Genomic DNA, 20833 nt, shown 5'->3' on the forward strand with positions numbered 1-20833 from the left:
TATCGTCTGAGCGCATCTGTTCGTTGACAACCGTCCGAGCCGACGGAGCCGAGAGTTCGAGGGGGTTATCGGCGCATGCTCGAAGCTGATATCGACGAGCTGAAGAAGCTGGCCGACACGTTGGACAGCATCAGCGGTGAGATCGACAAGATAGACGTGCGCACCACTGGCGACCAGCTCGGGGCGGCACTTCCAGGCTGCAACCTCGGAACGATCTGTGCGCAGGCAGGCGAGTTCACCGAAGGAGCATGGCTGCGTATAGCCCTCCGGATGCAGTCGTTATCGGAGATCGTGAGGCAGTGCGCCGACGATATGAACACCACGGACCAGCAGCTCAAAGACAAGCTGAACACCATGGACTTCCGGATTCCTGGAGGCGGACAGCATGCCAACCCGTAAGCAGGTCGAATCCTGGAACACCGCGAAGCTCTCGGAGTGGGCGGCCGAACTCGACACCGACACCCAGCATTACGAGACAGAACTCGGGCGAATGCTCCCGCACTTCACCGGCACCAACTGGTCGGGGGCGGCGCACGACGCAGCAGCCGACCGATTCACCGAGGAACACGACCAGGGCCGCAGGCTCTCCCAGGAGATCCGCGACGTGGCGGCCGCACTGCGAAACGCAGACCAGCGGCTGGCCAACGAACGCCGTCTGTTGCTCGGCAAAGTAAACGAGGCCGAGAACGATCCGACGTGTCCGGTCCGACTGCAGGTGGCCGACAACTGGGCCGTCTCAGGTACAGGTACCGGCCTGTCCCAACAGGATCAGCAGACTGTCACCGACAAAGTTCATATCCACCAGGACGCGATCAACGCGGCCTACTACAGCTTCGCCAACGCAATCAGCGAAGTGGGCCTGGGGATAACGACCGCAGCTCAAGAGGTCCGAGTGAGAGGCGACTTGGTCGGAGATGGGGTCTCGGTGACCTCGATTTCACCCAATGACTCCGGTGAACTGGGGAAGGACGACGGCGAAGCACTCGCCGCGTGGGCCAATGGTTCTCTTCCGGACAAGGAGAACACCGAAGTACTCGAGGAAATCGCGGGCCGCCTGCCCCAAGGAGCGCTCACCGACGAACAACTAAGAATTCTGGCGGAGGGTGGCGAGGTCGATAACCTGCCGGCAGACGTTCAGGAGTACTACCGCGGCCTCTACCAAGCGGCCGGCAAGGACGGCATCCTGGCGCTGAGCGAGCAACTTCGGACCGAGGAGGCCGCGGGGAACCCCGATGCCGCTGGTCAACTCGACTCTTTGGCCAATGGGCTGATGGTGGTCAGCAACGAGGACATCGGCACGGGCCGCAACCCCGACGGAACGCTGACGAGTCCGGGCAGTTACCAGCAGCTTCCTGAAGATGTTCGGCAGCTGCTCGAATCCCGGCGTACCGATCCGGATCCCCTCGAGCCCGATGTGCCAGGTGGGCCGGCTGCGGGTTTGCAGAAACAATGGGAAGACACGAACGCGCTCGCGGCGCTATTGGGTGAGGCCAACCCCGATTACGAGCCCGGTACAGAACTCGGTACCCAGATGGTCCTGAAATCATCGGACATGGTGCAGGACCAGTACACCTGGGATGGCCGTGATGATGCCGCCGCACAACTACTCGGTATCGCGGGGCGTAACGACGACAGTAGCCACCAGATCTGGACAGGCGAGGGAATGCCTGAAGGCTACAAGCCGGAGGAAACCGTTCGTAGCCTTCTCGGCCATGATTGGTCGGATTCCGACAACGGGGTCGCGGCTTCCACGATGGTCAACCGGATCACCGAAGAGGCATCTCTGCCTGCCGATGATCCACGGGGTGAGAGAGGTCGGCAGGCGCTCGCGGGCCTCGGTGCGATGCTGGCCCCTTCCGACGACGATGCTGTATGGCAAAAGAGCCAAGAAGGCATCGCAAACAGTCCAGAACTCTCCGCGGCGATAGGTCGCGCTGTTTCACAAAATCTGGAGTCGGTAAGCATTCCCGGAATGGCGGCTGGTTTCGACGCCACGACCGTCTACCCCGACGGCCGAGTCGAATGGAGCGCGCAGGAAGCGAACCGCCTCATGCAACTCGCGGGCTACAGCGATGAAGGCCGGGTCACTTTGACTGCCGCGATCGAGCGGTACCGTATCGATGAACTCGCCGAGGCGATGCGAAACAATCCGGGCGATGTTACGGCTGGATTGGATGACAGTGACGTCGGTGCACTCTCCGGCCGCGCTGACAAAGCTATTTGGGATGCGCTGATCCATCAGGACCAGATGAAGGGGGAGGAAGTCCTGAACCCCACTGATGCTCTTCACCGGGCGAAGATGCTGGGTGCGCAGGTGGCTGGAGGATTAACCGATACGGCCGTGGGTGTCGTCAAGCCTGTCGAAACCGGACTCGGAGTCGCGGGAGTCGAAGCCGGCGAGACGGTTCAAAAAGCGGTGGAGAAGGCGCTCGGAGCTAATCCGGAGTACCAATTCCTCAACCGGCCGGATGAGCAGATGATGAATGTCGATGCCGTGATAAGCGCAAACGAGGCTGTCCTGAATGCGGCATATTCCGCCGGAGTACTCCCAGCAGAATTGCAGACGGAAAATGGCCCAATGAGTTTTGGGGACATCCGCGGAGATAGGACCACTTGGGATATCTTCAAGGAATTCACCGATAAGCAAGGATTGGACCAGTACGTCACCGACTACGGTCAGTCCTACAGGATAAATGTCGTCGAACGAGATAAACCGTAGCCCAACGGGACGATCCACGCGCATGCTGCAGAGGAGTTCGGCCTCTACTGCAGCAAGCGGGCTTTTCCCTATCCAGGAAGATGGGATGAAACTTCTTCAGCAATCGGTTCGATTCCAGCACAGGCTTCCTGTTGGGAACCCGATCGCACAACCGATCTACGCACAGATAGAGTCCCGTAGGGCCGCTCGATGACTACATCACATATTTTTTCGTCGCCGTAGACATATTTTATGGCTTCGTTCCCGCCTACTTCGGTATCGCTTTCGTTCTTTATTCCATCTCGTATCTCGTCCAATGTCATGCTCGATGCGGTCACGTGGAGAAAGCCGGTCAGCTCAGACGACTGCGAAGGCGCCGAGGCCAGCCCCCGCCCCTCGAAGCTGCAACCGACAAACACATGCGCAGATGGCGTCTCTTCGTTCCGCGCCCGGGTGAGGGGGTCGAAACCGAGGCGCTCGATCACATCATCACCCAGCACCAGACAGGGGTCGGCCACCTTGGATGATTGCCCGGCTCCCGGCAGAGGCGCCACCGGGGGGACCGATATCGCGATCACCGGCGGCGCGGTCGACCGAGGCGAGGAGGCGGTCGGCGCGTCAGGCTTCTCCGAAGCTGAGCAACCAGCCGAAAGGATGACGACCAGGGCAACAGGATACACAGCGGAGATAATTCTCATTGAACGATCCTGTCAGTCGGGCATCGACGAATCGATTTTCGAGGCAATTTGCGTCATATTATCGCAGGGATTTTCCTGAGTGAGCGCTCCGGCGACGCTCTTACCGACGCTCAGGGTTCCGTATCCCGTCTCTACGACAACGTAGCAAGCCTCTGCCTCAGGACTCAGGTAACTGATGGCTTCACGCCCGTTCACCTGAGTTGGTGTAGCACTTTCCCCTTCTCGCGCCCGGAACTCTTCGAGCGTAATGTTTGTAGAGTTCACGAACAGCGTCCGTGTCGGCGAAACGATTCCGAACCGGTCGCGCTCTTCATGATCGAATTGGCACCCGACGAATGAATATGTATCGAAGACCCGATCAATCCGTTGGCGCGTCCGGGGGTCGAATCCAGCCGTGGTGACGACGTCGTCTCCGAGTTCACGACATGGATCATGGTTCACCGGGGCGCGGCCCTGGTTGACCTGACTTGATGTCGGCGGAACGGATACGGCGATGTTCGGGGTAGTAGCGCCGGCTGATGGCGTCGGCGGAGTGGCGGGCTCATCGCTGTTGGCACTACAGGCGCTGGCCAGCACGACGGCCAGCAGAGCCGGCACAACGGCTGATCTCATGCTTCTCACGGTTCTCCGAGTCCACTGTTGTCCGCTACGAACTGCGTCAGCATGGCATTCGTCTGGTCTGCTTCGGTAATGAGGTTGCCGGATCGAAGGTATGCTTCCTGAAGCGTCATCGCCCCCTCGATAAGCTGGTTGAGGACCGCGAGACCGTCCACCGTCTTCTGCGCAAAGCCTTGCTGCAACTCCGTCGACGATTGGAAGCCACCGAAGCCCTGCGGGTCGGCCACCGTCTGTAGACGAGTTCGTATCTCCTGAAGACCGATGATCACCTTTTGATATTCGGCAGCGGCTTGGCGAGCCACGTCCGGCTCATACCTGATTTCTCCTGCGGCCGCGGCGTTGCTGAAGGCTGTGATCTGCGCTTGGCCGTAGTCGATTGCGGTTTGGTTCATCGATCGGACCCCCCTCAGCGGCTTCAGTGGCTCAGGCTAACAGATGGGAAGGGCCGGTCAGGTTCACTGGGCTGGGCGCGGAGTTCTCAATAATCCAGGTAGAGCCGTTCACAGGGGAGACGTGGGAGGTCGGCCGGGTTCTCACGGAGGACGGCAGCCGTGTGGGTGCCGTGGTATCCGGTCCACTCTTGGAGGAAGTGTTCGGCCGCGGTCGGATGGGCTCTGTAGTCGAGGCGGAAGCCCTGAAGGAAGACAGTGAGGTGGACATCGACGCCGAACCGTTGGGGGTCATGAGCGCTCATGACTGCGCCGGTCTGAGACCAGTGAGTAGCCGTTGGAGCATCGCGAGGGATGGGCGCATGCCCGAGGTGGTCGGCCCGACCGGTGGGTAAGTGAGGCCGCGGGAGGCGGCGCGCTCGCGGGGGCTGCGGGTGGCGGGGACGAGTTTGCCGGTTTCGACCAGGAGGGCGAACGCGGCGGCTTTGCGCGGGCAGTCCAAGGGATTGCAGTTCAGGTGGGTCTGCATGATGCGGTGGGCGGCGGCGATGCATAGCCGGGTGTCGGGTTCGCTGTGCCAGACCTCGGGCAACCAAATGGGATCGTGAAGAACCTCATGTGGGTTCGTGCCGACTTTCATCCATAGTTGTCCCGGACATACCGTCATGAGGTCGCAGGTGTCGCAAACTCGGCCGGGGTGGTTCTCGAGATGCCCGAGGTCGGGGATGATCAGCGTTGTTGTGCCGGTGGCGCGGACGATATCGAGGACATGACCGATAGCGTCCGGAACGGAGTCGGGACCGAGTCGGACTATGTAGACCAGCGTGTGATGCTGCCAGCGGGCGAGTCGACGGATAGCCTCCACGTCGTGGGCCTCGCAGGGCGAGAGGTCGGTTCGGAGATAGCCGATCGCGCGGGGGCGATGCGGGTGCTGCTTTTCGTTCACCGGACGCAACGTCATCTGTTCTAATCCCTTTTCGAAAATGGGTTTTCCCGGTGACCGCGCATCGCAATTCCTGCCGGCACGGCAATGCGATTGCGGCAGCTTTTCTGAATATTCGCAATGAAAGTATCCGGGCTCGGTATCTATCCGAGTTCGCGGCCATCGGGTGGCTACAGTAGACACCGAAAGCTGTTCGCCGGAAAGGCTATTCGTGTCCATATGGCCAGGTCGCGAGGCGTCCAGTATGGGTAGGTCCAGAAAAAATAGGTCCGTACTGGACCACAACGAGATAGCGAGGGTGGGCATGGCTATTGGTTCGACTCTTCCACGGCGCGCTTTGGGTCGGCGGCTTCGGGAGCTGCGGTTCGAATCCAAGAAGAGTCAACTGGCTGCCGGGCTGGCGATCGAGGTGTCCAAGCAGGGCATCGGGCGCTTGGAGGAAGGTCAGCCGGTCCGGATCAGTACCGCGCAGTTCAGGGATCTGCTGAATTTCTACGGGGCGGCCGAGGAGGTGCGCGATGAAGTGCTGGGACTGATCCAAGAGGTGAAAGCAGCGAAAGGCGATCCGTCTAGAGGGTGGTGGCGCGACTATGCCGACGTGGTCAATCCGCACTTCGATCACTTCATGAGTCTGGAGCAGGCGTGCTCGAGCATGACGACGTTCCAACTCACCTTGCTGCCAGGGTTGCTCCAGACCCCGGCTTACCGCCGGTGGATCATGGAGACGACCGAGCCGGATATCTCTGCGGCAAACAAGGAGCGGCACCTCGAGCTGATCGCCAGGAGGCAGCACAAACTGACTGAGAAGCAGCGGTTTTCATTGGAGCTGTTGCTGTCGGAGGCAGCGCTGAGGCACCAGATCGGCGGTAAGCGGGTAATGGTTGAACAGGTCCGTCAGCTGCTGGAAGCCGGTGAACTACCGAATGTAGCGATCCGGGTTATCCCGTTCGGTGTGGGCGGACACTTCGGCCTGATCACTCAGTCGTTCACCTTGTTTGAATTCCCGCCACTGCGCGCCGGCCACGTTCCGGAGCCACCCGTGGTGTTCGTCGAAGGGTTTACCGGGGCGTTGTTCCTGGAGGATGACGGCCAGATCGATCGCCATCGAAGAGCAGTAGCGACCCTGCGCGATGTAGCGTTGAGCCCAGAGGACACCAGCGGCCTCATGCGGGACATCTCAGAGGAGTATTCCGAGTGAACGACGATCTATCCGGCGCCAACTGGTTCAAGAGTAGCTATAGCCAGCACGGCGGCGACTGTGTGGAGGTCGCACACCTCGAAGAGGCAGTTGGAGTCCGTGACTCGAAGGATGTGACAGGGGCGGTGCTCATGTTCACTCCCGCCGAATGGGGCGACTTCCTTCGAAAGATCTCGTCGGCCAGCTGAAGGCTGCCACTGTTGATCGCCGGCCAGTTGTTCTCCGTGACGATCTCCTTCTCGTCCGTGCACCCTCCGCCCAGCCGGCGCGATTCGCCGCCTTGGCGACCGCCAACTGTTGCGCGATGACGATCAGTTCGGGCAATCGATATGGCCCAGCATCGCAGCGGATGCTGGGCCATGATCAGGCGTGGGCTGGTCCGTCACTTCCCACGCAGAATGGCTGCGGCTATGTGTCGATGACCTGCGTCCCACCCGCCGCGTTGTCGTGCCAACCCTGCTTCGTCGGGCTCGAGCTGATCGTGAACGCGATGGCGATCGCCGAGATGAACCACAGCAACCCGCCCACCCACGGGATCAGGTTGAGCAGCATGTAGGCGTTGCGGACCGCGGAGTCCTTGAGGCTGGGTTTCGGTGCCCTGCCCGACCCGTTGACGTGCAGGCCGAGGAGTTTCTTGCCCGGTGTCGAGCCGGAGGACACTTCGAAGAGGACGAAGTAGAGCCAGCCGAAGCCTGCGCCGGGGAGGACCGAGACCCAGTCGGGGAGGTCCCAGACCGTGCCGAGGAGCCAGAAGAAGAGGGCGCCGATGATGCCGGCGATGATCCAGTCGACGAACCTGGCTACCGCGCGTTTGCCCAGGCCGGCAGGTTTGATGCTGCTGGCGGGGCTTGCGGTGGGGCTGTATGCGGGGTCGAATCCACCTGCGGTCATCACGCCTCCTAGCGCACAGTGTGCGGCTCGGTTGCCTGCCGGATGCTGATCACGACATATCGATCCCAAGGATCGCACAGGGGCGGGGGTCGATGACTGCTCCGACACCGATTCGTGTCCGATTCGAGCTACGGGTTCAACCTCTATTTCTTGCGCAAGTGACAGTGCTACCGCTCCCCCGAAGCGACGAAGAGCTGGACGGAACGAATCTGTTTGCCGATCGATAGCTATGACCGGGGGATCCTCGGGCGGCTGTCCGCGGCCGGAGGACCCGCCCTGACCTTCGAATCGGCATGGCCGGCCTACCGGCAGCAGTCGCTCTACCCGTACTTCGCCTGGATGATCACCATCGGGCGCGGCGCCCCGATGCCGGAGTTCCAGCCCGCCGAGGTCTGCGGTGCGATCGTGCACCGCACCGCCACCGCGACCACGGACCTGGAGGCGCTGCGGGCTGTCGGCGACCGACTATTTCTTGCGGCCCACGGCCGCGTAACCGGCGGCCGGGGGCCGGGGCGCACCGGTCGGCAGCTCGGCCACCTCGGCCGCCGGCGACTGTGCGCCCTCCGGGTACCAGTTCTCGATCGCGACGATGCCGGGATCCAGCAACTCCAGGTCGCGGAAGAAACGCGAGACCCCGTCGTAGTCGCGTGCCTCCATGTCGATTCCGCTCTGCCGGTAGGCCTGCACGGTGCCCTGGACCATGGCGGGGTCGAAATCGGTGGTTAGATGCGTCATCACCAGGTACGACCCGGACGGCAACGGTGCGAGCAGGGTATCGACGATGTCGTAGATGCGGTCGCCGGGAACGAAATGGCACAGGGCGATGAGGCTCAAGGCCACCGGCCGGTCGAAATCCAAGGTCTCCCGCACCGCGGCCGCGGACAGGATCCGGTCCGGGGCGGTCAGATCGGATTGCACGTATTGGGTGACGCCGTCGGGTGTTCCGACCAGCAGCGCCCGCGCGTGGGCCAGAACGATCGGATCGTTGTCCACGTAGACCACCCGAGCGTCGGGCGTCGTCTCCTGGGCGACCTGGTGCAGATTCGGTTCGGTGGGGATACCGGTGCCGATATCGAGGAACTGACGGACCCCGAGCTCGCTGAGGTGACGCACCGCGCGCACCATGAAGGCGCGATTGTCCCGCGCCACGCCCCGCACCGACGGGATGGCCTGCTCGATCTTCGCCGCGGCCTCCCGGTCGGCGGGATAGTTATCCTTACCGCCCAGGAAATAGTCGTAGATGCGGGCGCTGTGTGCCCGGTCCTGCCGAAGGTCCGCCGAACCCTTGTGGTCTGCCACGATCTACTCCTCACTCCGGCGCCGCTGTCCGCCGCAACGAGTTAACCATCTCCGGGTACACCGCACATCACGGCACGGAAACACTTGTGCCGCCGCGATTTCGGTCGGCCGGTCGAGTCATCACGCCGGCGGTGGATGCGGGACCGTCACCACCCCCAGGGCGAGCTGACGACGGCCACTTCAGGGCTGATTACGCACCAGGGGTCGAAGAGTTCGCGCAGTCCCGGTGAATTCGGGCGAGTTCCCGCGGTCCGGAGGGCATCGTCACGACGAAGCAGCGGGCGGGGCAACGGGCCGCGCACCGTCGATTCCAGAGCAGTGCGGACACTCGCGGAGATCGCGACGGGCATCGCAACCGTCGGCGATATCGCGGATCAGCCGGGCGAAACGCTGCGGTTCGGCCAGCGGTAGGTAATGCCCGGCCCGGGGCACCACGAGCAGCCTTGCCCGGGGCGATGCCGCGATGAAACGCTGTTCGTGGCCGCGGAAATGGTCGCGGCTTCCGTTGATCAGCCAGACGGGGCCGGAGTATCGACGGAGTTCGCCGAGCGGATCGAAATCCGCTGCGGCCTTGGCGATATCGGGGATCACCTCGGTGGCGATACCGCCCGCCGCGACGGCGGCGGCGACCTGCGCGGGAAGGGTGGCGTCGAAGAGCCGGCGACTGAGCCGCTCCCCTCCGTCGCGCTGGGTCGACAGGACCAGATGGGCGATCCGGAAGGGAATCGTCAGGGCACTGTTCGGGATACGTGTCGATCCGGCGGCCACCAGACCGGCAACACGTTCGCCGAGTTCGGCGGACGCCGCGATGGCGACGTGCCCGCCCAGTGAGTGACCGACGACCAGGGCACGACCGCCGACACCGTCGATCGCCGCGCGGACGGTGTCGATCGCCGCGGGCATCGTGAAACGTTCCCCGCGACGTGCACCGTGCCCGGGAAGGTCCGGGGTGACCACCGGCCGCTCGATGCCGATATCGGCCTCGACGGAGACCCAGCATCGGCCACTGAGCCGGATGCCGTGCAGCAGAACCACGGGAAGAGCCATGAAGCCTCCAAATACAACGCAACGTTGCGTTGCACTGTAGCGAGCCCAATAAAACAACGCAACGTTGCGTTGTATTGTCGTTATATGGACGAGTCAGCCGATCCGAGCACAACCGCCCGGCCCCGGCGTGCCGCGGCGATCTTCGCGGCCACCCTCGAACTCCTCGCCACCGCGGGCTACGAGGGCCTGACCATGGAATCTGTCGCGCTGCGCGCCGGTGTCAACAAAACGACCCTCTACCGCTGGTGGAAATCGAAGGACGAGGTGCTCGCCGCCGCGCTGACCGGGTCGGATCTGCTCACCTTCCCGGTGCCCGACACCGGGAGCCTGCGCGGCGACCTCGTCGAAACGACCCGCAGCATCCACGCCCTGCTCACCGACCCCGCGACCGCCCCCATCGCGACCGCCGTCCTGGCGGCCTCCCCCGGCCGGCCGTCGCTGGCGGCGGTCGGCCGCATGTTCTTCGCCGACCGCGCCGCCCGCGAGCACCCGATTTTTCGCCGGGCGGTCGAACGCGGCGAACTCGACGACGAGACCGATCCCCGCCTGGTCATGGACATGCTCGCGGGAGCGATCTGGTTCCGCCTGTTCCTGCGCGCCGAACCGGTCGAGCCGACCGATATCGACTCGGCTGTCGATATGGTGCTCGGCGGTATCGCCGCACAGCGGCGCGGACCGGCCGGCGGCCGTGCCCGATCCGGTGCGCGGCGTTCCGCCGGCTGAGCCGGCCCGGGGCGCGAATGCTTTCCCTGGCTGCTACCCCCGCAGGTTGCGGTCGAACAGGGCCAGCAGTTCGCGATAGTGGCGTTCGGCGAACTCGGCGTCGTAGGCGGCGGTATCCGCCTGGGTGTAGCCATGTTTCGCGTCCGCGTAGACCTCGGTGTGGTGGCGCGCGCCGGCCGCCTCGACTGCCTTGTCGAATTGAGCGAAATGGTCGGGCGCCTTCTGCAGATCTTCGCCGGCGTGCGCGAAATACAGTTCTCCCGTGATCTTTCCGACGAGCAGATGCGGACTGTCCGCGCTATCGGTGACCAGCGGACCGCCGTGGAATCCGGCCACCGCCGCGACCCGGTCGGGGAACGCGGCCGCGACCAGCACCGCGAGTCGCGCACCCATGCAGTAGCCGGTGACACCGACCTTTCCCGCGGCGACCTGCGGCGCTGCGGCCAGCCATGCGAGGTAGGCGGCGGCATCGGACCGCAGCAGCTCGGGGGTCAGCGCGCGGATCATCGGGAAGAGTTGCTGGAAGATCTCCGGCCGCGCCTCCGGGTCGATGAAATCCGGTAGCTCGATCACCGGAGCGGGACCGTGCCGGTAGAAGGCGTTCGGCAGCAGGACGGTGTAGCCGTGCGCGGCAATACGGTCGGCCATGGCTCGCAGGCTGGGCCGCAGACCGAAACCGTCCTGGATCAGCAGCACTCCCGGATGGGCGGCCCCGTCGTCGGGATGGGTGACGTACGCGTCGGCGACACCGTCGGGGGTCCGGATGTCGACCGACATACCGTGGACTTCGGTCATGGTGAAACCTCCTGGTGTCGAACGATCTCGAACATACCGGGTTCGGCTCGGCCGGTTCGATCCGGCGTCGGGCCTCCTGATCGTCGTTGGGCGCGGGCACTGTTATTCCGCGCCGGCAGGGTTCGTCGACTCCCCGGCGTCACTTCAGGCCTCTCCGCCTTCCTCCTCGTCGAACCGTGTGCGGGCACGTTCGACCTCGGGCAGTGTGCCGGTGGCCCAGTGCAGGAGTGCGTCGATGAGGTCCTGCAGCGACCGGCCGAGCGGCGTCAACCGGTACTCGACAGCGATGGGCCGGGTACTGGTGACGATCCGATCGACCATTCCGTTGCGTTCCAGTCGCCGCAGTGCGGCGGTGAGTGATTTCTGCGTCACCACCGGGATGGCCCGGCGGAGGTCGTTGAAGCGCAGCGGCCCGTGCTCGCACAGCGCGTCGAGCACCTGCAGCGACCATTTGTCGAGGACCTGATCGAGCAGTTCGCGGTGGGCCTGCGCGAGTTGCGGGCTGCCCGGGGGCAGTGGCGCGGTTTCCGGCATGACACCTAGTCTCGTTGAAGTTCCCTTCGGACACCAGGTACATATCGGATACCTAGTTCGATCAGCGAAAGGGATATTCATGGCAGTCCAGCTGCTCACACCCGAAGGCATGTTCGCCCCCGTGCCCTACCACCATGTCGCGATCGGCTCGGGCGCCCGCCAGATACATGTGGCCGGCCAGATCGCGCGCGACGCCGCCGGCAATCCCGTCGCGACGGGTGACCTCGCCGGTCAGGTCGCACACGCCCTGCGCAATACGGCACGCGGGCTGGCGGGAGCGGGGGCGAGTTTCGCCGATGTCGTCCGGCTGCGCTTCTTCGTCACGCACTGGACCCCGGACAAGTACGACGACTTCGTCGCGGGGATCGAGCGCGTCGTCGAGGAACTCGGAATACCCCAACCGTTGCCGCCCTTGTCGGCGATAGGTGTCGACTACCTGTTCGAGCCCGATGTGCTGGTCGAGGTGGAGGCGTACGCCGTGCTGGACTGAGTGGTGGCAGGAGCGCGCGAGAAGCGTCCCCCGAAGGCTACGCGTGCAGAGTGGGACGGTAGATGAGCTCTTGGATATTGCCGTCTAGCGTCCGGCTCTCGATCAGCTCCAGATCGAAATCGGCCGCGCCGCCGAAGATCGGCTCCGTGCCGGTCCGCCCGGTGATCACCGGGAAGATCGTCACCTGCACCCGGTCGACCAGACCGGCGGCCAGCAGCGCCCAGTTCATCGACAGGCTTCCGTGTGACCGCAACGGCACCTCGGACTCCTCTTTGAGCCGGGCGACGATATCGACGGCGTCCCCGCCCGCGACGGTCGCTTCCGGCCAGTCGAGCGGCCCTGCCAGAGTGCTCGACACCACCGTCGCGGGCAGGTTCCACATCCGGGTGACCCAGGGGTCACCCACCCCGGACTCTTCGTGGCTCGCGCCCAGCATCTCCACGAACTGCCGAAAGGTATTGGCGCCGAATATCATCCGCTGCTCGGTGCCGAACAGTTCGAATCGGTGGTCGAGCAGTTCGGGGCCCTGTTTACCCCAGTAGCCACCCCAGTCGCCGCCTTCTCCGTAGGAGCCGTAGCCGTCGAGGCTGGAGAAGACGTCGAAGGTATAGGTGGCGGTCATGATGCTCTCCTCGGATGCGGTGATCGGGCACGTACGGGTACAGACCCGGGAGCACGACGAAACTCATCGGAGTCGCGCTCCGGATACGGCCGAGGCGGTCACGCGAGCGCCGCATCGGCGCGGCCTGGGCATCGGACCGGCCTTCGCGCGATTCGCCTCGCGTCAGAGGCCACCGGGAACTCGGTGGGCAGTGCGCATAGCAGCCACCTGTCGGAGCAGCCGAAGCGCAGTGCGGAGGGCAGCGACTTGCCATAGGCACAGCCGGAGCGCGATAGCCGACCGGTGGGAGCAAGAACTCGCGGCCGTCGGGGAACCCGGGCAAGCCGGCTGACGATACGCAAAGGGGCCCTCCCGCGACAACATGCGGAAGGGCCCCTTTCGGCGCTGGATCGGCGAACCGCTCAGGCGGTTTCGGTGATCGGCCGGTCCACCCAGCTCATCAGGTCGCGCAGCTTCTTACCGGTGACCTCGATCGGGTGCTCGGCGTTCTGCTTGCGCAGGCCCTCGAGCTCCTTGTTGCCACCCTCGACATTGGCGACCAGCCGCTTGACGAAGGTGCCGTCCTGGATGTCCTTGAGGATGTCCTGCATCCGCTTCTTGGTGTCGGCGTCGATGACCCGCGGGCCCGACAGGTAGCCGCCGAATTCGGCGGTGTCGGAGACCGAGTAGTTCATCCGGGCGATACCGCCCTCGTACATCAGGTCGACGATCAGCTTCAGCTCGTGCAGCACCTCGAAGTAGGCCATCTCCGGGGCGTAGCCGGCCTCGACCATGACCTCGAAACCGGTCTTGACCAGTTCCTCGGTGCCGCCGCACAGCACGGCCTGCTCACCGAAGAGGTCGGTTTCGGTCTCTTCCTTGAAGGTGGTCTTGATGACGCCGGCGCGGGTGCCGCCGATGCCCTTGGCGTAGGACAGCGCCAGCGCCTGGCCCTCGCCCTTCGGGTCCTGGTCGATGGCGATCAGGGCGGGAACACCCTTGCCGTCGACGAACTGGCGGCGCACCAGGTGGCCGGGGCCCTTGGGGGCGACCATGCCGACGGTGATCTCGGCGGCCGGCTTGATCAGGCCGAAGTGGATATTGAGGCCGTGGCCGAAGAAGAGGGCGTCGCCGTCCTTCAGGTTGGGCTCGATGTCATTGGTGAAGATCGACGCCTGCGCGGTATCGGGGGCGAGCAGCATGATGACGTCGGCCCACTCCGAAACCTCGGCGGGAGTGCCGACGGTCAGCCCGGCCTCTTCGGCCTTGGCCCGCGACTTGGAGCCTTCCTTGAGGCCGATGCGGACCTCGACGCCGGAGTCGCGCAGGCTCAGCGAATGCGCGTGCCCCTGGCTGCCGTAACCGATCACCGCGACCTTACGGCCCTGGATGATCGACAGGTCGGCATCGTCGTCGTAGAACATCTCGACTGCCACTTGGTGGTATCCCTTCTGACTTATTCGAACCCGCGCAACGCGGGAAACGGTAAACGAGGCACGTAACGTGGCCGGGCGCGGGGTGCGCCCGGCCACGGGTTAGCGGGTGGCGGTGATCGACTTGGGTCCGCGGCCCACGGCCACCACCCCGGATTGCACGATCTCCCGGATGCCGTACGGCTCGAGCATGCGCAGCAGCGCGTCGAGCTTGGACCGGGTGCCGGTCGCCTCGACGGTGAGCGCGTCGGGCGAGACGTCGATGACCTTGGCGCGGAACAGGTTGACCGATTCGATCACCTGGGTGCGCACGCTGGCGTCGGCACGGACCTTCACCAGGATCAGCTCGCGGGCCACGGAGGTCTCCGGGTCCTGTTCGACGATCTTGATCACATTCACCAGCTTGTTGAGCTGTTTGGTGACCTGCTCCAGCGGCAGATCGTCCACGGTGACCACAATGGTCATCCGGGAGATCTCCTTGACCTCGGTCGCACCGACGGCCAGCGATTCGATATTGAATCCGCGCCGGGAGAACAGACTGGCCACCCGGGCCAGCACGCCCGGCTTGTCCTCGACCAGGACGCTGAGGGTGTGGGTGGTGCTCATGACGGGTTCCCCTCGGTCTCGGCCTGCTCGCGGTTCATGGCCTCGTGGATGATGGCGGGTTCGGCGGCCGCCTCGTCCTCGTCGAACAGCGGGCGGATACCGCGCGCGGCCATGATCTCGTCGTTGCTGGTGCCGGCGGCGACCATCGGCCACACCTGGGCGTCCTTGCCGACGATGAAGTCGATCACCACGGGACGGTCGTTGATCGACTGGGCCTCGCGGATCGCGGCCTCGACATCCTCTTCCTTCTCCACCCGGATGCCGTGGCAGCCCAAGGCCTCGGCGAGCTTCACGAAATCGGGGATGCGCAGACCGTGGGTCTTGAGGTCGGTATTGGAGTAGCGCTGGTCGTAGAACAGGGTCTGCCACTGGCGGACCATGCCCAGGTTGCCGTTGTTGATCAGCGCGACCTTGATCGGCACACCCTCCACCGCGCAGGTGGCGAGTTCCTGATTGGTCATCTGGAAGCAGCCGTCACCGTCGACCGCCCACACCTCACGGTCGGGCTGACCCATCTTGGCGCCCATCGCGGCCGGGACCGCGTATCCCATGGTTCCGGCGCCGCCGGAGTTCAGCCAGGTCCGCGGCTTCTCGTACTTGATGAACTGGGCGGCCCACATCTGGTGCTGGCCGACACCCGCGCAGTAGATGGCGTCGGGACCGGCCAGGCGGCCCAGGGTCTCGATGACGTATTCCGGCGACACCGATCCGTCCGACGGCTTGCTCCAGCCGAGCGGGTAGGAGTCGCGGATGCCGTCGAGGTAGGCCCGCCAGGCGGTCAGGTCGAGTTCGAAACCGGCCGGGTCGGCGCGCAGGGTCTCGATGAGTTCGGTGATCACCTCGCGGCAGTCGCCGACGATCGGCACATCCGCGTGCCGGTTCTTACCGATCTCGGCCGGATCGATATCGGCGTGGATGACCTTGGCCCCCGGGGCGAAGGAATCCAGCTGCCCGGTGACGCGGTCGTCGAAGCGGGCGCCGAGGGTGACCAGCAGATCGGATTTCTGCAGGGCGGCCACCGCGGCCACGGTGCCGTGCATTCCCGGCATACCCATATTGAGTTCGTGGCTGTCGGGGAACGCGCCGCGCGCCATCAGGGTGGTGACCACCGGGATACCGGTGAGCTCGGCGAGCTCCAGCAGTTCGGCCGACGCCTCGGACTTGATCACACCACCGCCGACGTACAGCACCGGCTGACGCGACTCGGCGATCAGCCGGGCGGCCTCGCGCACCTGCTTACCGTGCGGTTTGGTGACCGGACGGTAGCCGGGCAGCCGCATCTCCGGCGGCCAGCCGAAGGTGGTCTGCTCCTGCAGCACATCCTTGGGGATGTCCACCAGCACCACCCCGGGCCGTCCGCTCGACGCCAGGTAGAAGGCCTCGGCGAGGATCCGCGGGATATCGGCGCCCTCTTTGATCAGGAAGTTGTGTTTGGTGATCGGCATGGTGATGCCGGAGATATCGGCTTCTTGGAAGGCATCGGTGCCGATCAGGCTACGGCCGACCTGACCGGTGATCGCGACCATCGGCACCGAGTCCATCTGGGCGTCCGCGATCGGGGTCACCAGATTGGTCGCGCCGGGACCGGAGGTCGCCATACACACACCGACCTTGCCGGTGGCCTGGGCGTATCCGGTGGCCGCGTGACCCGCGCCCTGCTCGTGCCGCACGAGCACATGGCGCACCTTGGTCGAATCGAAGAGCGGATCGTAAACAGGAAGGACAGCACCGCCCGGAATACCGAATACCGTGTCGACACCGAGCTCCTCGAGGGAGCGGACGACGGACTGCGCGCCGGTGACCCGCTCGGGCGGGACCTGGCGGCGGTTCGCCTGGGTGGTCGGAGCGCCGGCCGGAGCCGACGGGTTCGAAGGCGCGGGCCTGCGGGCCGCGGGCCCGGGCCGGGTAGTTGGTGCGCTCACCGTCTTGGTTCCTTACTGCTTGTCGTTCACTGGTCCCGACATAAAAAAGCCCTCGACAGCCGGCGGCTGTTCGAGGGTGGCGCGTCGCAGTGCGAGCTGACGTATTCGACTCCGGATCGTCTGGCTCAGCGCTGGACGCGCCGGCCGATTACGAGCATCTCGTTTCGATTCACGCGCATGACGGTATGTGTGCGTGTGGTGCGGAGTCAAACAGCTGACCGCTGACTTCCCATTATGTGGGAAGGTAGCGGGTGCTCACGCCGGTCCACCATGATGCGAGGATGGTGAGGTGTCATCACCGCATCAGTCCGTGCCACCTCCTGAATCGTCCCACAACCCCGCCGCCGCGGAGGTAACGGGTGGGGATACGGCGCCGCCCGGACCGCGGCGTGTGATCCGCACGACAGGTCTGTCCTACCTCGGCGTGTTCATTCTCGCGATGTGCGTGTTCTTCCCCATCGTCGGCTGGCCGGCCGGGCTGTTCTGGCTCGCGTTGATCCCCCTTGCCGTGCTCGTCTGGATCGTGCGGACACAGACGACGGTCTCGCCGGCCGGACTGGACCTGCGGTCGGTCTTCTCCTCCCGGCACATCGACTGGGCACAGGTGAAAGGACTGAGCATCCCCAAACGGGGGTTCGTCCGCGTCCATCTGGACGACGACAGCGAGGTACCGCTGCCGGCGGTGAGCTACGACCGGCTGCGTGACCTGGTGGACGCCTCCGGCGGGCGCATCCCGGACCCGTTCGCGGTCCCCGGCCCCGCCCCGGCCGACGCCGACGCTTCCGCCACCGACGCGGGCGCATCCGATGACAGCGCGTCCGGCACCGAGGCAGATCCCGCAGCCGCCGACCGGCCTTCGACCGCCGGCTCCGACACGCCGCGTGGCGCCTCCCCCACCCCCGGGGCTGCCGATACCGACCCCGGGCCCGCTCCCGAACGGGAGTAGCCTGGAAAATCGCCGATCGCACCCGACCGCGGTCCCCGCGCCGGGCGATACGGCGCTGTCGCAACTTTCAGCCCCGCGACCCGACCGAGGACACTCATGCCACCGCTTCGTTCCCGAACAACCACCATCGGCCGTAATGCCGCCGGCGCCCGCGCCCTGTGGCGGGCCACCGGTATGACCGATTCCGATTTCGGTAAGCCGATCGTCGCCATCGCCAACTCCTACACCCAGTTCGTGCCCGGGCACGTACATCTCAAGGACGTCGGTGAGATCGTGGCCGGCGCGGTGCGGGAAGCGGGCGGGGTACCGCGGGAGTTCCACACCATCGCGGTGGACGACGGAATCGCCATGGGCCACGGCGGCATGCTCTATTCGCTGCCCAGCCGGGAGATCATCGCCGATTCGGTGGAGTACATGGTGAACGCGCACACCGCCGACGCGCTGGTGTGCATCTCCAACTGCGACAAGATCACCCCGGGCATGCTGAACGCCGCCATGCGGTTGAACATCCCGACCGTCTTCGTCTCCGGCGGGCCGATGGAGGCCGGTAAGGCCGTGGTCGTGGGCGGGGTCGCGCAGGCCCCGACCGACCTCATCACCGCGATCTCGGCCAGCGCGAATTCCGCCGTGACCGATGAAGGATTGAGCGAGGTCGAGCGCAGCGCCTGTCCGACCTGCGGTTCCTGCTCCGGCATGTTCACCGCCAACTCGATGAACTGCCTCACCGAGGCCCTGGGCCTCGCGCTGCCGGGCAACGGGTCGACGCTGGCCACCCATGCCGCGCGCCGTGCCCTGTTCGAGCGTGCGGGCACGATCGTCGTCGATATCGCGACCCGCTGGTACCGCGACGACGACGCGTCGGTGCTGCCGCGCAATGTCGCGAACGAGAAGGCCTTCCGCAACGCCATGGCCCTGGACGTGGCGATGGGCGGGTCCACCAATACCGTCCTGCACACGCTGGCCGCGGCGCAGGAAGGCGAGATCGATTTCGATCTGCACACCATCGAAACCATCAGCCGCAAGGTGCCGACCCTGTCCAAGGTCTCACCGAACTCGGACTATCACATGGAGGACGTCCACCGGGCCGGCGGTATCCCCGCCATCCTCGGTGAGCTGCGCCGGGCCGGTCTGCTGGAAACCGATGTGACCACCGTGCACAGCGCGTCGGTGGACGAATGGCTCGACACCTGGGACATCCGTTCCGGCAAGGCATCCGAGGAAGCGCTGGAACTCTTCCACGCGGCGCCGGGCGGGGTGCGCACCACCGAACCCTTCTCGACCGAGAACCGCTGGTCGTCGCTGGACACCGATGCCGCGGGCGGCTGCATCCGCGATATCGAACACGCCTACACCGCCGAAGGTGGGCTGGTCGTGTTGCGCGGCAATATCGCGGTCGACGGCGCGGTGCTCAAAACCGCCGGTATCGACGAGGAACTGTTCTCCTTCGAGGGCCCCGCCGTGGTGGTGGAGTCCCAGGAGGAAGCCGTCTCGGTGATCCTGGGCAAGAAGATCCGGCCCGGTGATGTGCTCGTGGTTCGGTACGAGGGTCCGGCCGGCGGGCCGGGGATGCAGGAGATGCTGCATCCGACCGCCTTCCTCAAGGGCGCGGGCCTGGGCAAACAGTGCGCTCTGATCACCGACGGCCGGTTCTCCGGCGGCACCTCGGGCCTGTCGATCGGCCATATCTCGCCGGAGGCGGCCAGCGGCGGTGTGATCGGCCTGGTCGAGAACGGCGACCGGATCCGCATCAATGTCGCGACCCGCACCCTGGAAGTCCTCGTCGACGAGGCGGCGCTGGCCGAACGCCGGGCCAAGATGGAAGCCCGCGAGCGGCCGTGGCAGCCGCAGAACCGGGAACGGCCGGTCACCACCGCGCTGCGCGCCTATGCCGCGCTGGCGACCTCCGCCGACAAGGGCGCGGTCCGGCACGTGCCCTGATCCGTCCCTGCAGCGACGAAAAGGCGCTCCCGCGGATCCGCGGGAGCGCCTTTACGTCTCGCTATGTCAGTCGAAGGGACCGATACCGGTGAGCGGGTTGCCGTTCTGGAGCCACCAGTAGGTGAGCACCGCGGCGGCGACCGCCAGGACGAAGACCACGCACGATCCCGCCCCCGGCCGGACCGCCCAGCCCCGTCCGCGGTCGAGCGACCAGCGTCCGGGCCCGGTGAAGATGAGGGCGGCCGCGGCGCCGGCGAGGATACTCTCCATCTCGACCGCGCCCGGGCCGGCCTTGTACTGGAACCCGGGATACATCCCCTGCTTCCAGAACCAGGCGTCCAGGATCACCGCCAGCACCGCGCCCGCGGCCAGCGGGGTGGCCAGACCCAGGATCAGCAGCGCCCCGCCGCCCACCTCGCCGGCGGTCACCATGGCGGCGGCCAGCGAGGGATGTTGCCAGCCGCTGCTCTCCATCATGGTTTTGGTGCCGTCCAGACCGGGGCCGTGGAACCAGCCCGTCAGTTTCTGGAGGCCGTGGTAGAGGAAGGTGGCTCCCACGACCAGTCGCAGAATGAAGAGCCCGAAGTCGAGGGTGCCGCGGCGGAAATCGCCGTTGCGACGGCGCAGGCCCCCGTTGGGCTGATTACCGGCCGGCGGAATGCTCGCGTAGTCGTAGGTGTCGTCGCGGCCCCCGGCACCGCCGGGGCCGGCGGGACCCGGCGTATCGGCGGGTGTGCCACCGGTGGTCGCCGATGCGTTCACCGGAATCTCCTTCGTCATGGCCACTGGGGGGAACTGGCCGGTCGGGGAATCGTAGGGACTCCCGACCCCGCCCGCGGTGGTCGATACCGCGCGCTGCTCTCCGGTAGACAGATTCCCGGGCCCCGCGGCCTCGGAGGACGCGGACCCGTTTCTCGCCTTGGCACTCACTCCTCAACAGTAAGCCGACCGACCGCCCGGCACCGGCTGAATCGGCGGCGTGTCCGAGCCACGCACCGGCCCCGTGTCACAGGGCGGACGAACCGCTCCAGGTGGACGCTTCTCGCCGCGGCGGGGCCTTCGGG

At 65.4% G+C, this 20833-nt stretch carries 22 protein-coding genes; 8 read left to right on the forward strand and 14 right to left on the reverse strand.

Annotation, left to right across the window (positions count from 1 at the left end; translation table 11 throughout):
• Positions 1-75 precede the first annotated feature (75 nt).
• Together IG75_RS0114975 and IG75_RS0114980 are read left to right on the forward strand one after the other, a co-directional pair.
• Positions 76-399: a hypothetical protein gene (locus IG75_RS0114975; RefSeq protein ID WP_030521877.1), complete on the forward strand. Its 324-nt coding sequence runs from the start codon at positions 76-78 to the stop codon at positions 397-399.
• Positions 386-2719 carry a TPR repeat domain-containing protein gene (locus IG75_RS0114980; RefSeq protein WP_030521878.1) on the forward strand — a complete coding sequence of 778 codons (2334 nt, stop codon included), beginning with the start codon at positions 386-388 and terminating at the stop codon, positions 2717-2719. Before IG75_RS0114975 ends, IG75_RS0114980 begins: the two co-directional genes overlap by 14 nt.
• Positions 2720-2787: 68 nt before the next feature.
• On the opposite strand, the gene IG75_RS38260 is transcribed toward IG75_RS0114980, so the two are convergent.
• The 4 genes from IG75_RS38260 to IG75_RS39085 all read right to left on the reverse strand — a co-directional run bounded on the left by IG75_RS38260 (position 2788) and on the right by IG75_RS39085 (position 5364).
• Positions 2788-3396 (reverse strand): DUF3558 family protein, encoded by a 609-nt coding sequence (locus IG75_RS38260; protein WP_081876879.1) that lies wholly within the window; start codon positions 3394-3396, stop codon positions 2788-2790.
• Positions 3397-3408: 12 nt separating this feature from the next.
• Positions 3409-4008: a DUF3558 domain-containing protein gene (locus tag IG75_RS38265; protein WP_082853950.1), complete on the reverse strand. Its 600-nt coding sequence runs from the start codon at positions 4006-4008 to the stop codon at positions 3409-3411.
• A gap of 5 nt (positions 4009-4013) precedes the next feature.
• Entirely contained in the window at positions 4014-4406 is a 393-nt protein-coding gene (locus tag IG75_RS0114990) for a hypothetical protein (RefSeq protein WP_030521879.1), read from the reverse strand.
• A 298-nt stretch (positions 4407-4704) separates the two neighbouring features.
• Positions 4705-5364, reverse strand: a complete 660-nt coding sequence (locus IG75_RS39085; RefSeq protein ID WP_156058908.1) for a hypothetical protein — start codon at positions 5362-5364, stop codon at positions 4705-4707.
• A gap of 286 nt (positions 5365-5650) precedes the next feature.
• On the opposite strand from IG75_RS39085, the gene IG75_RS0115010 reads away from it, so the two are divergent.
• Both IG75_RS0115010 and IG75_RS38280 read left to right on the forward strand, forming a co-directional pair.
• Positions 5651-6544: a helix-turn-helix domain-containing protein gene (locus IG75_RS0115010; RefSeq protein ID WP_162183793.1), complete on the forward strand. Its 894-nt coding sequence runs from the start codon at positions 5651-5653 to the stop codon at positions 6542-6544.
• Complete coding sequence (locus tag IG75_RS38280; protein WP_081876883.1) at positions 6541-6732, forward strand: DUF397 domain-containing protein; 192 nt, start codon at positions 6541-6543, stop codon at positions 6730-6732. Before IG75_RS0115010 ends, IG75_RS38280 begins: the two co-directional genes overlap by 4 nt.
• A 220-nt stretch (positions 6733-6952) precedes the next feature.
• Here IG75_RS38280 and IG75_RS0115015 read toward each other — a convergent pair whose 3' ends face one another.
• The 3 genes from IG75_RS0115015 to IG75_RS0115030 form a co-directional block, all read right to left on the reverse strand.
• Entirely contained in the window at positions 6953-7435 is a 483-nt protein-coding gene (locus IG75_RS0115015; RefSeq protein ID WP_030521884.1) for an RDD family protein, read from the reverse strand.
• 465 nt (positions 7436-7900) lie between these two features.
• Entirely contained in the window at positions 7901-8734 is an 834-nt protein-coding gene (locus tag IG75_RS0115025; protein WP_210436811.1) for an SAM-dependent methyltransferase, read from the reverse strand.
• Positions 8735-8998: 264 nt separating this feature from the next.
• Entirely contained in the window at positions 8999-9781 is a 783-nt protein-coding gene (locus IG75_RS0115030) for an alpha/beta fold hydrolase (protein ID WP_081876885.1), read from the reverse strand.
• An 84-nt stretch (positions 9782-9865) separates the two neighbouring features.
• Here IG75_RS0115030 and IG75_RS0115035 point away from each other — a divergent pair, with 84 nt between their 5' ends.
• The gene (locus IG75_RS0115035) at positions 9866-10504 is read left to right on the forward strand and encodes a TetR/AcrR family transcriptional regulator (RefSeq protein WP_051714576.1); all 639 of its coding nucleotides are present in this window, start codon (positions 9866-9868) and stop codon (positions 10502-10504) included.
• Between the two features lie 33 nt (positions 10505-10537).
• Here IG75_RS0115035 and IG75_RS0115040 read toward each other — a convergent pair whose 3' ends face one another.
• On the reverse strand, positions 10538-11299 hold the full coding sequence (locus IG75_RS0115040; RefSeq protein WP_030521888.1) for a dienelactone hydrolase family protein: 762 nt from the start codon (positions 11297-11299) through the stop codon (positions 10538-10540).
• A 144-nt stretch (positions 11300-11443) separates the two neighbouring features.
• Positions 11444-11833, reverse strand: a complete 390-nt coding sequence (locus tag IG75_RS0115045; RefSeq protein WP_030521889.1) for a winged helix-turn-helix transcriptional regulator — start codon at positions 11831-11833, stop codon at positions 11444-11446.
• A 79-nt stretch (positions 11834-11912) separates the two neighbouring features.
• Between IG75_RS0115045 and IG75_RS0115050 the strand changes: the two genes are divergently transcribed.
• On the forward strand, positions 11913-12323 hold the full coding sequence (locus IG75_RS0115050; RefSeq protein WP_030521890.1) for a RidA family protein: 411 nt from the start codon (positions 11913-11915) through the stop codon (positions 12321-12323).
• 37 nt (positions 12324-12360) lie between these two features.
• Here the strand turns inward: IG75_RS0115050 and IG75_RS0115055 are convergent, their stop codons facing one another.
• From IG75_RS0115055 to IG75_RS0115070, 4 genes are all read right to left on the reverse strand, one after another.
• A complete protein-coding gene (locus IG75_RS0115055) occupies positions 12361-12945 on the reverse strand; it encodes a dihydrofolate reductase family protein (RefSeq protein ID WP_030521891.1) in 585 nt (194 codons plus the stop codon).
• Between the two features lie 401 nt (positions 12946-13346).
• Positions 13347-14348, reverse strand: a complete 1002-nt coding sequence (gene ilvC / locus IG75_RS0115060) for a ketol-acid reductoisomerase (RefSeq protein ID WP_030521892.1) — start codon at positions 14346-14348, stop codon at positions 13347-13349.
• Between the two features lie 111 nt (positions 14349-14459).
• The gene (ilvN, locus tag IG75_RS0115065; protein ID WP_030521893.1) at positions 14460-14963 is read right to left on the reverse strand and encodes an acetolactate synthase small subunit; all 504 of its coding nucleotides are present in this window, start codon (positions 14961-14963) and stop codon (positions 14460-14462) included.
• Positions 14960-16885 (reverse strand): acetolactate synthase large subunit, encoded by a 1926-nt coding sequence (locus tag IG75_RS0115070; protein ID WP_030521894.1) that lies wholly within the window; start codon positions 16883-16885, stop codon positions 14960-14962. The genes ilvN and IG75_RS0115070 overlap by 4 nt, the downstream gene beginning before the upstream one ends.
• A 391-nt stretch (positions 16886-17276) precedes the next feature.
• On the opposite strand from IG75_RS0115070, the gene IG75_RS40595 reads away from it, so the two are divergent.
• Positions 17277-17831 (forward strand): PH domain-containing protein, encoded by a 555-nt coding sequence (locus tag IG75_RS40595; protein WP_281181600.1) that lies wholly within the window; start codon positions 17277-17279, stop codon positions 17829-17831.
• Positions 17832-17927: 96 nt separating this feature from the next.
• A complete protein-coding gene (gene ilvD / locus IG75_RS0115080) occupies positions 17928-19769 on the forward strand; it encodes a dihydroxy-acid dehydratase (RefSeq protein WP_030521896.1) in 1842 nt (613 codons plus the stop codon).
• A gap of 66 nt (positions 19770-19835) precedes the next feature.
• Here ilvD and IG75_RS0115085 read toward each other — a convergent pair whose 3' ends face one another.
• Positions 19836-20699, reverse strand: a complete 864-nt coding sequence (locus IG75_RS0115085; RefSeq protein ID WP_030521897.1) for a DoxX family protein — start codon at positions 20697-20699, stop codon at positions 19836-19838.
• Positions 20700-20833: the final 134 nt, after the last annotated feature.

This window comes from Nocardia rhamnosiphila NBRC 108938 (genome assembly GCF_000720425.1).
Lineage (GTDB): Bacteria > Actinomycetota > Actinomycetes > Mycobacteriales > Mycobacteriaceae > Nocardia > Nocardia rhamnosiphila.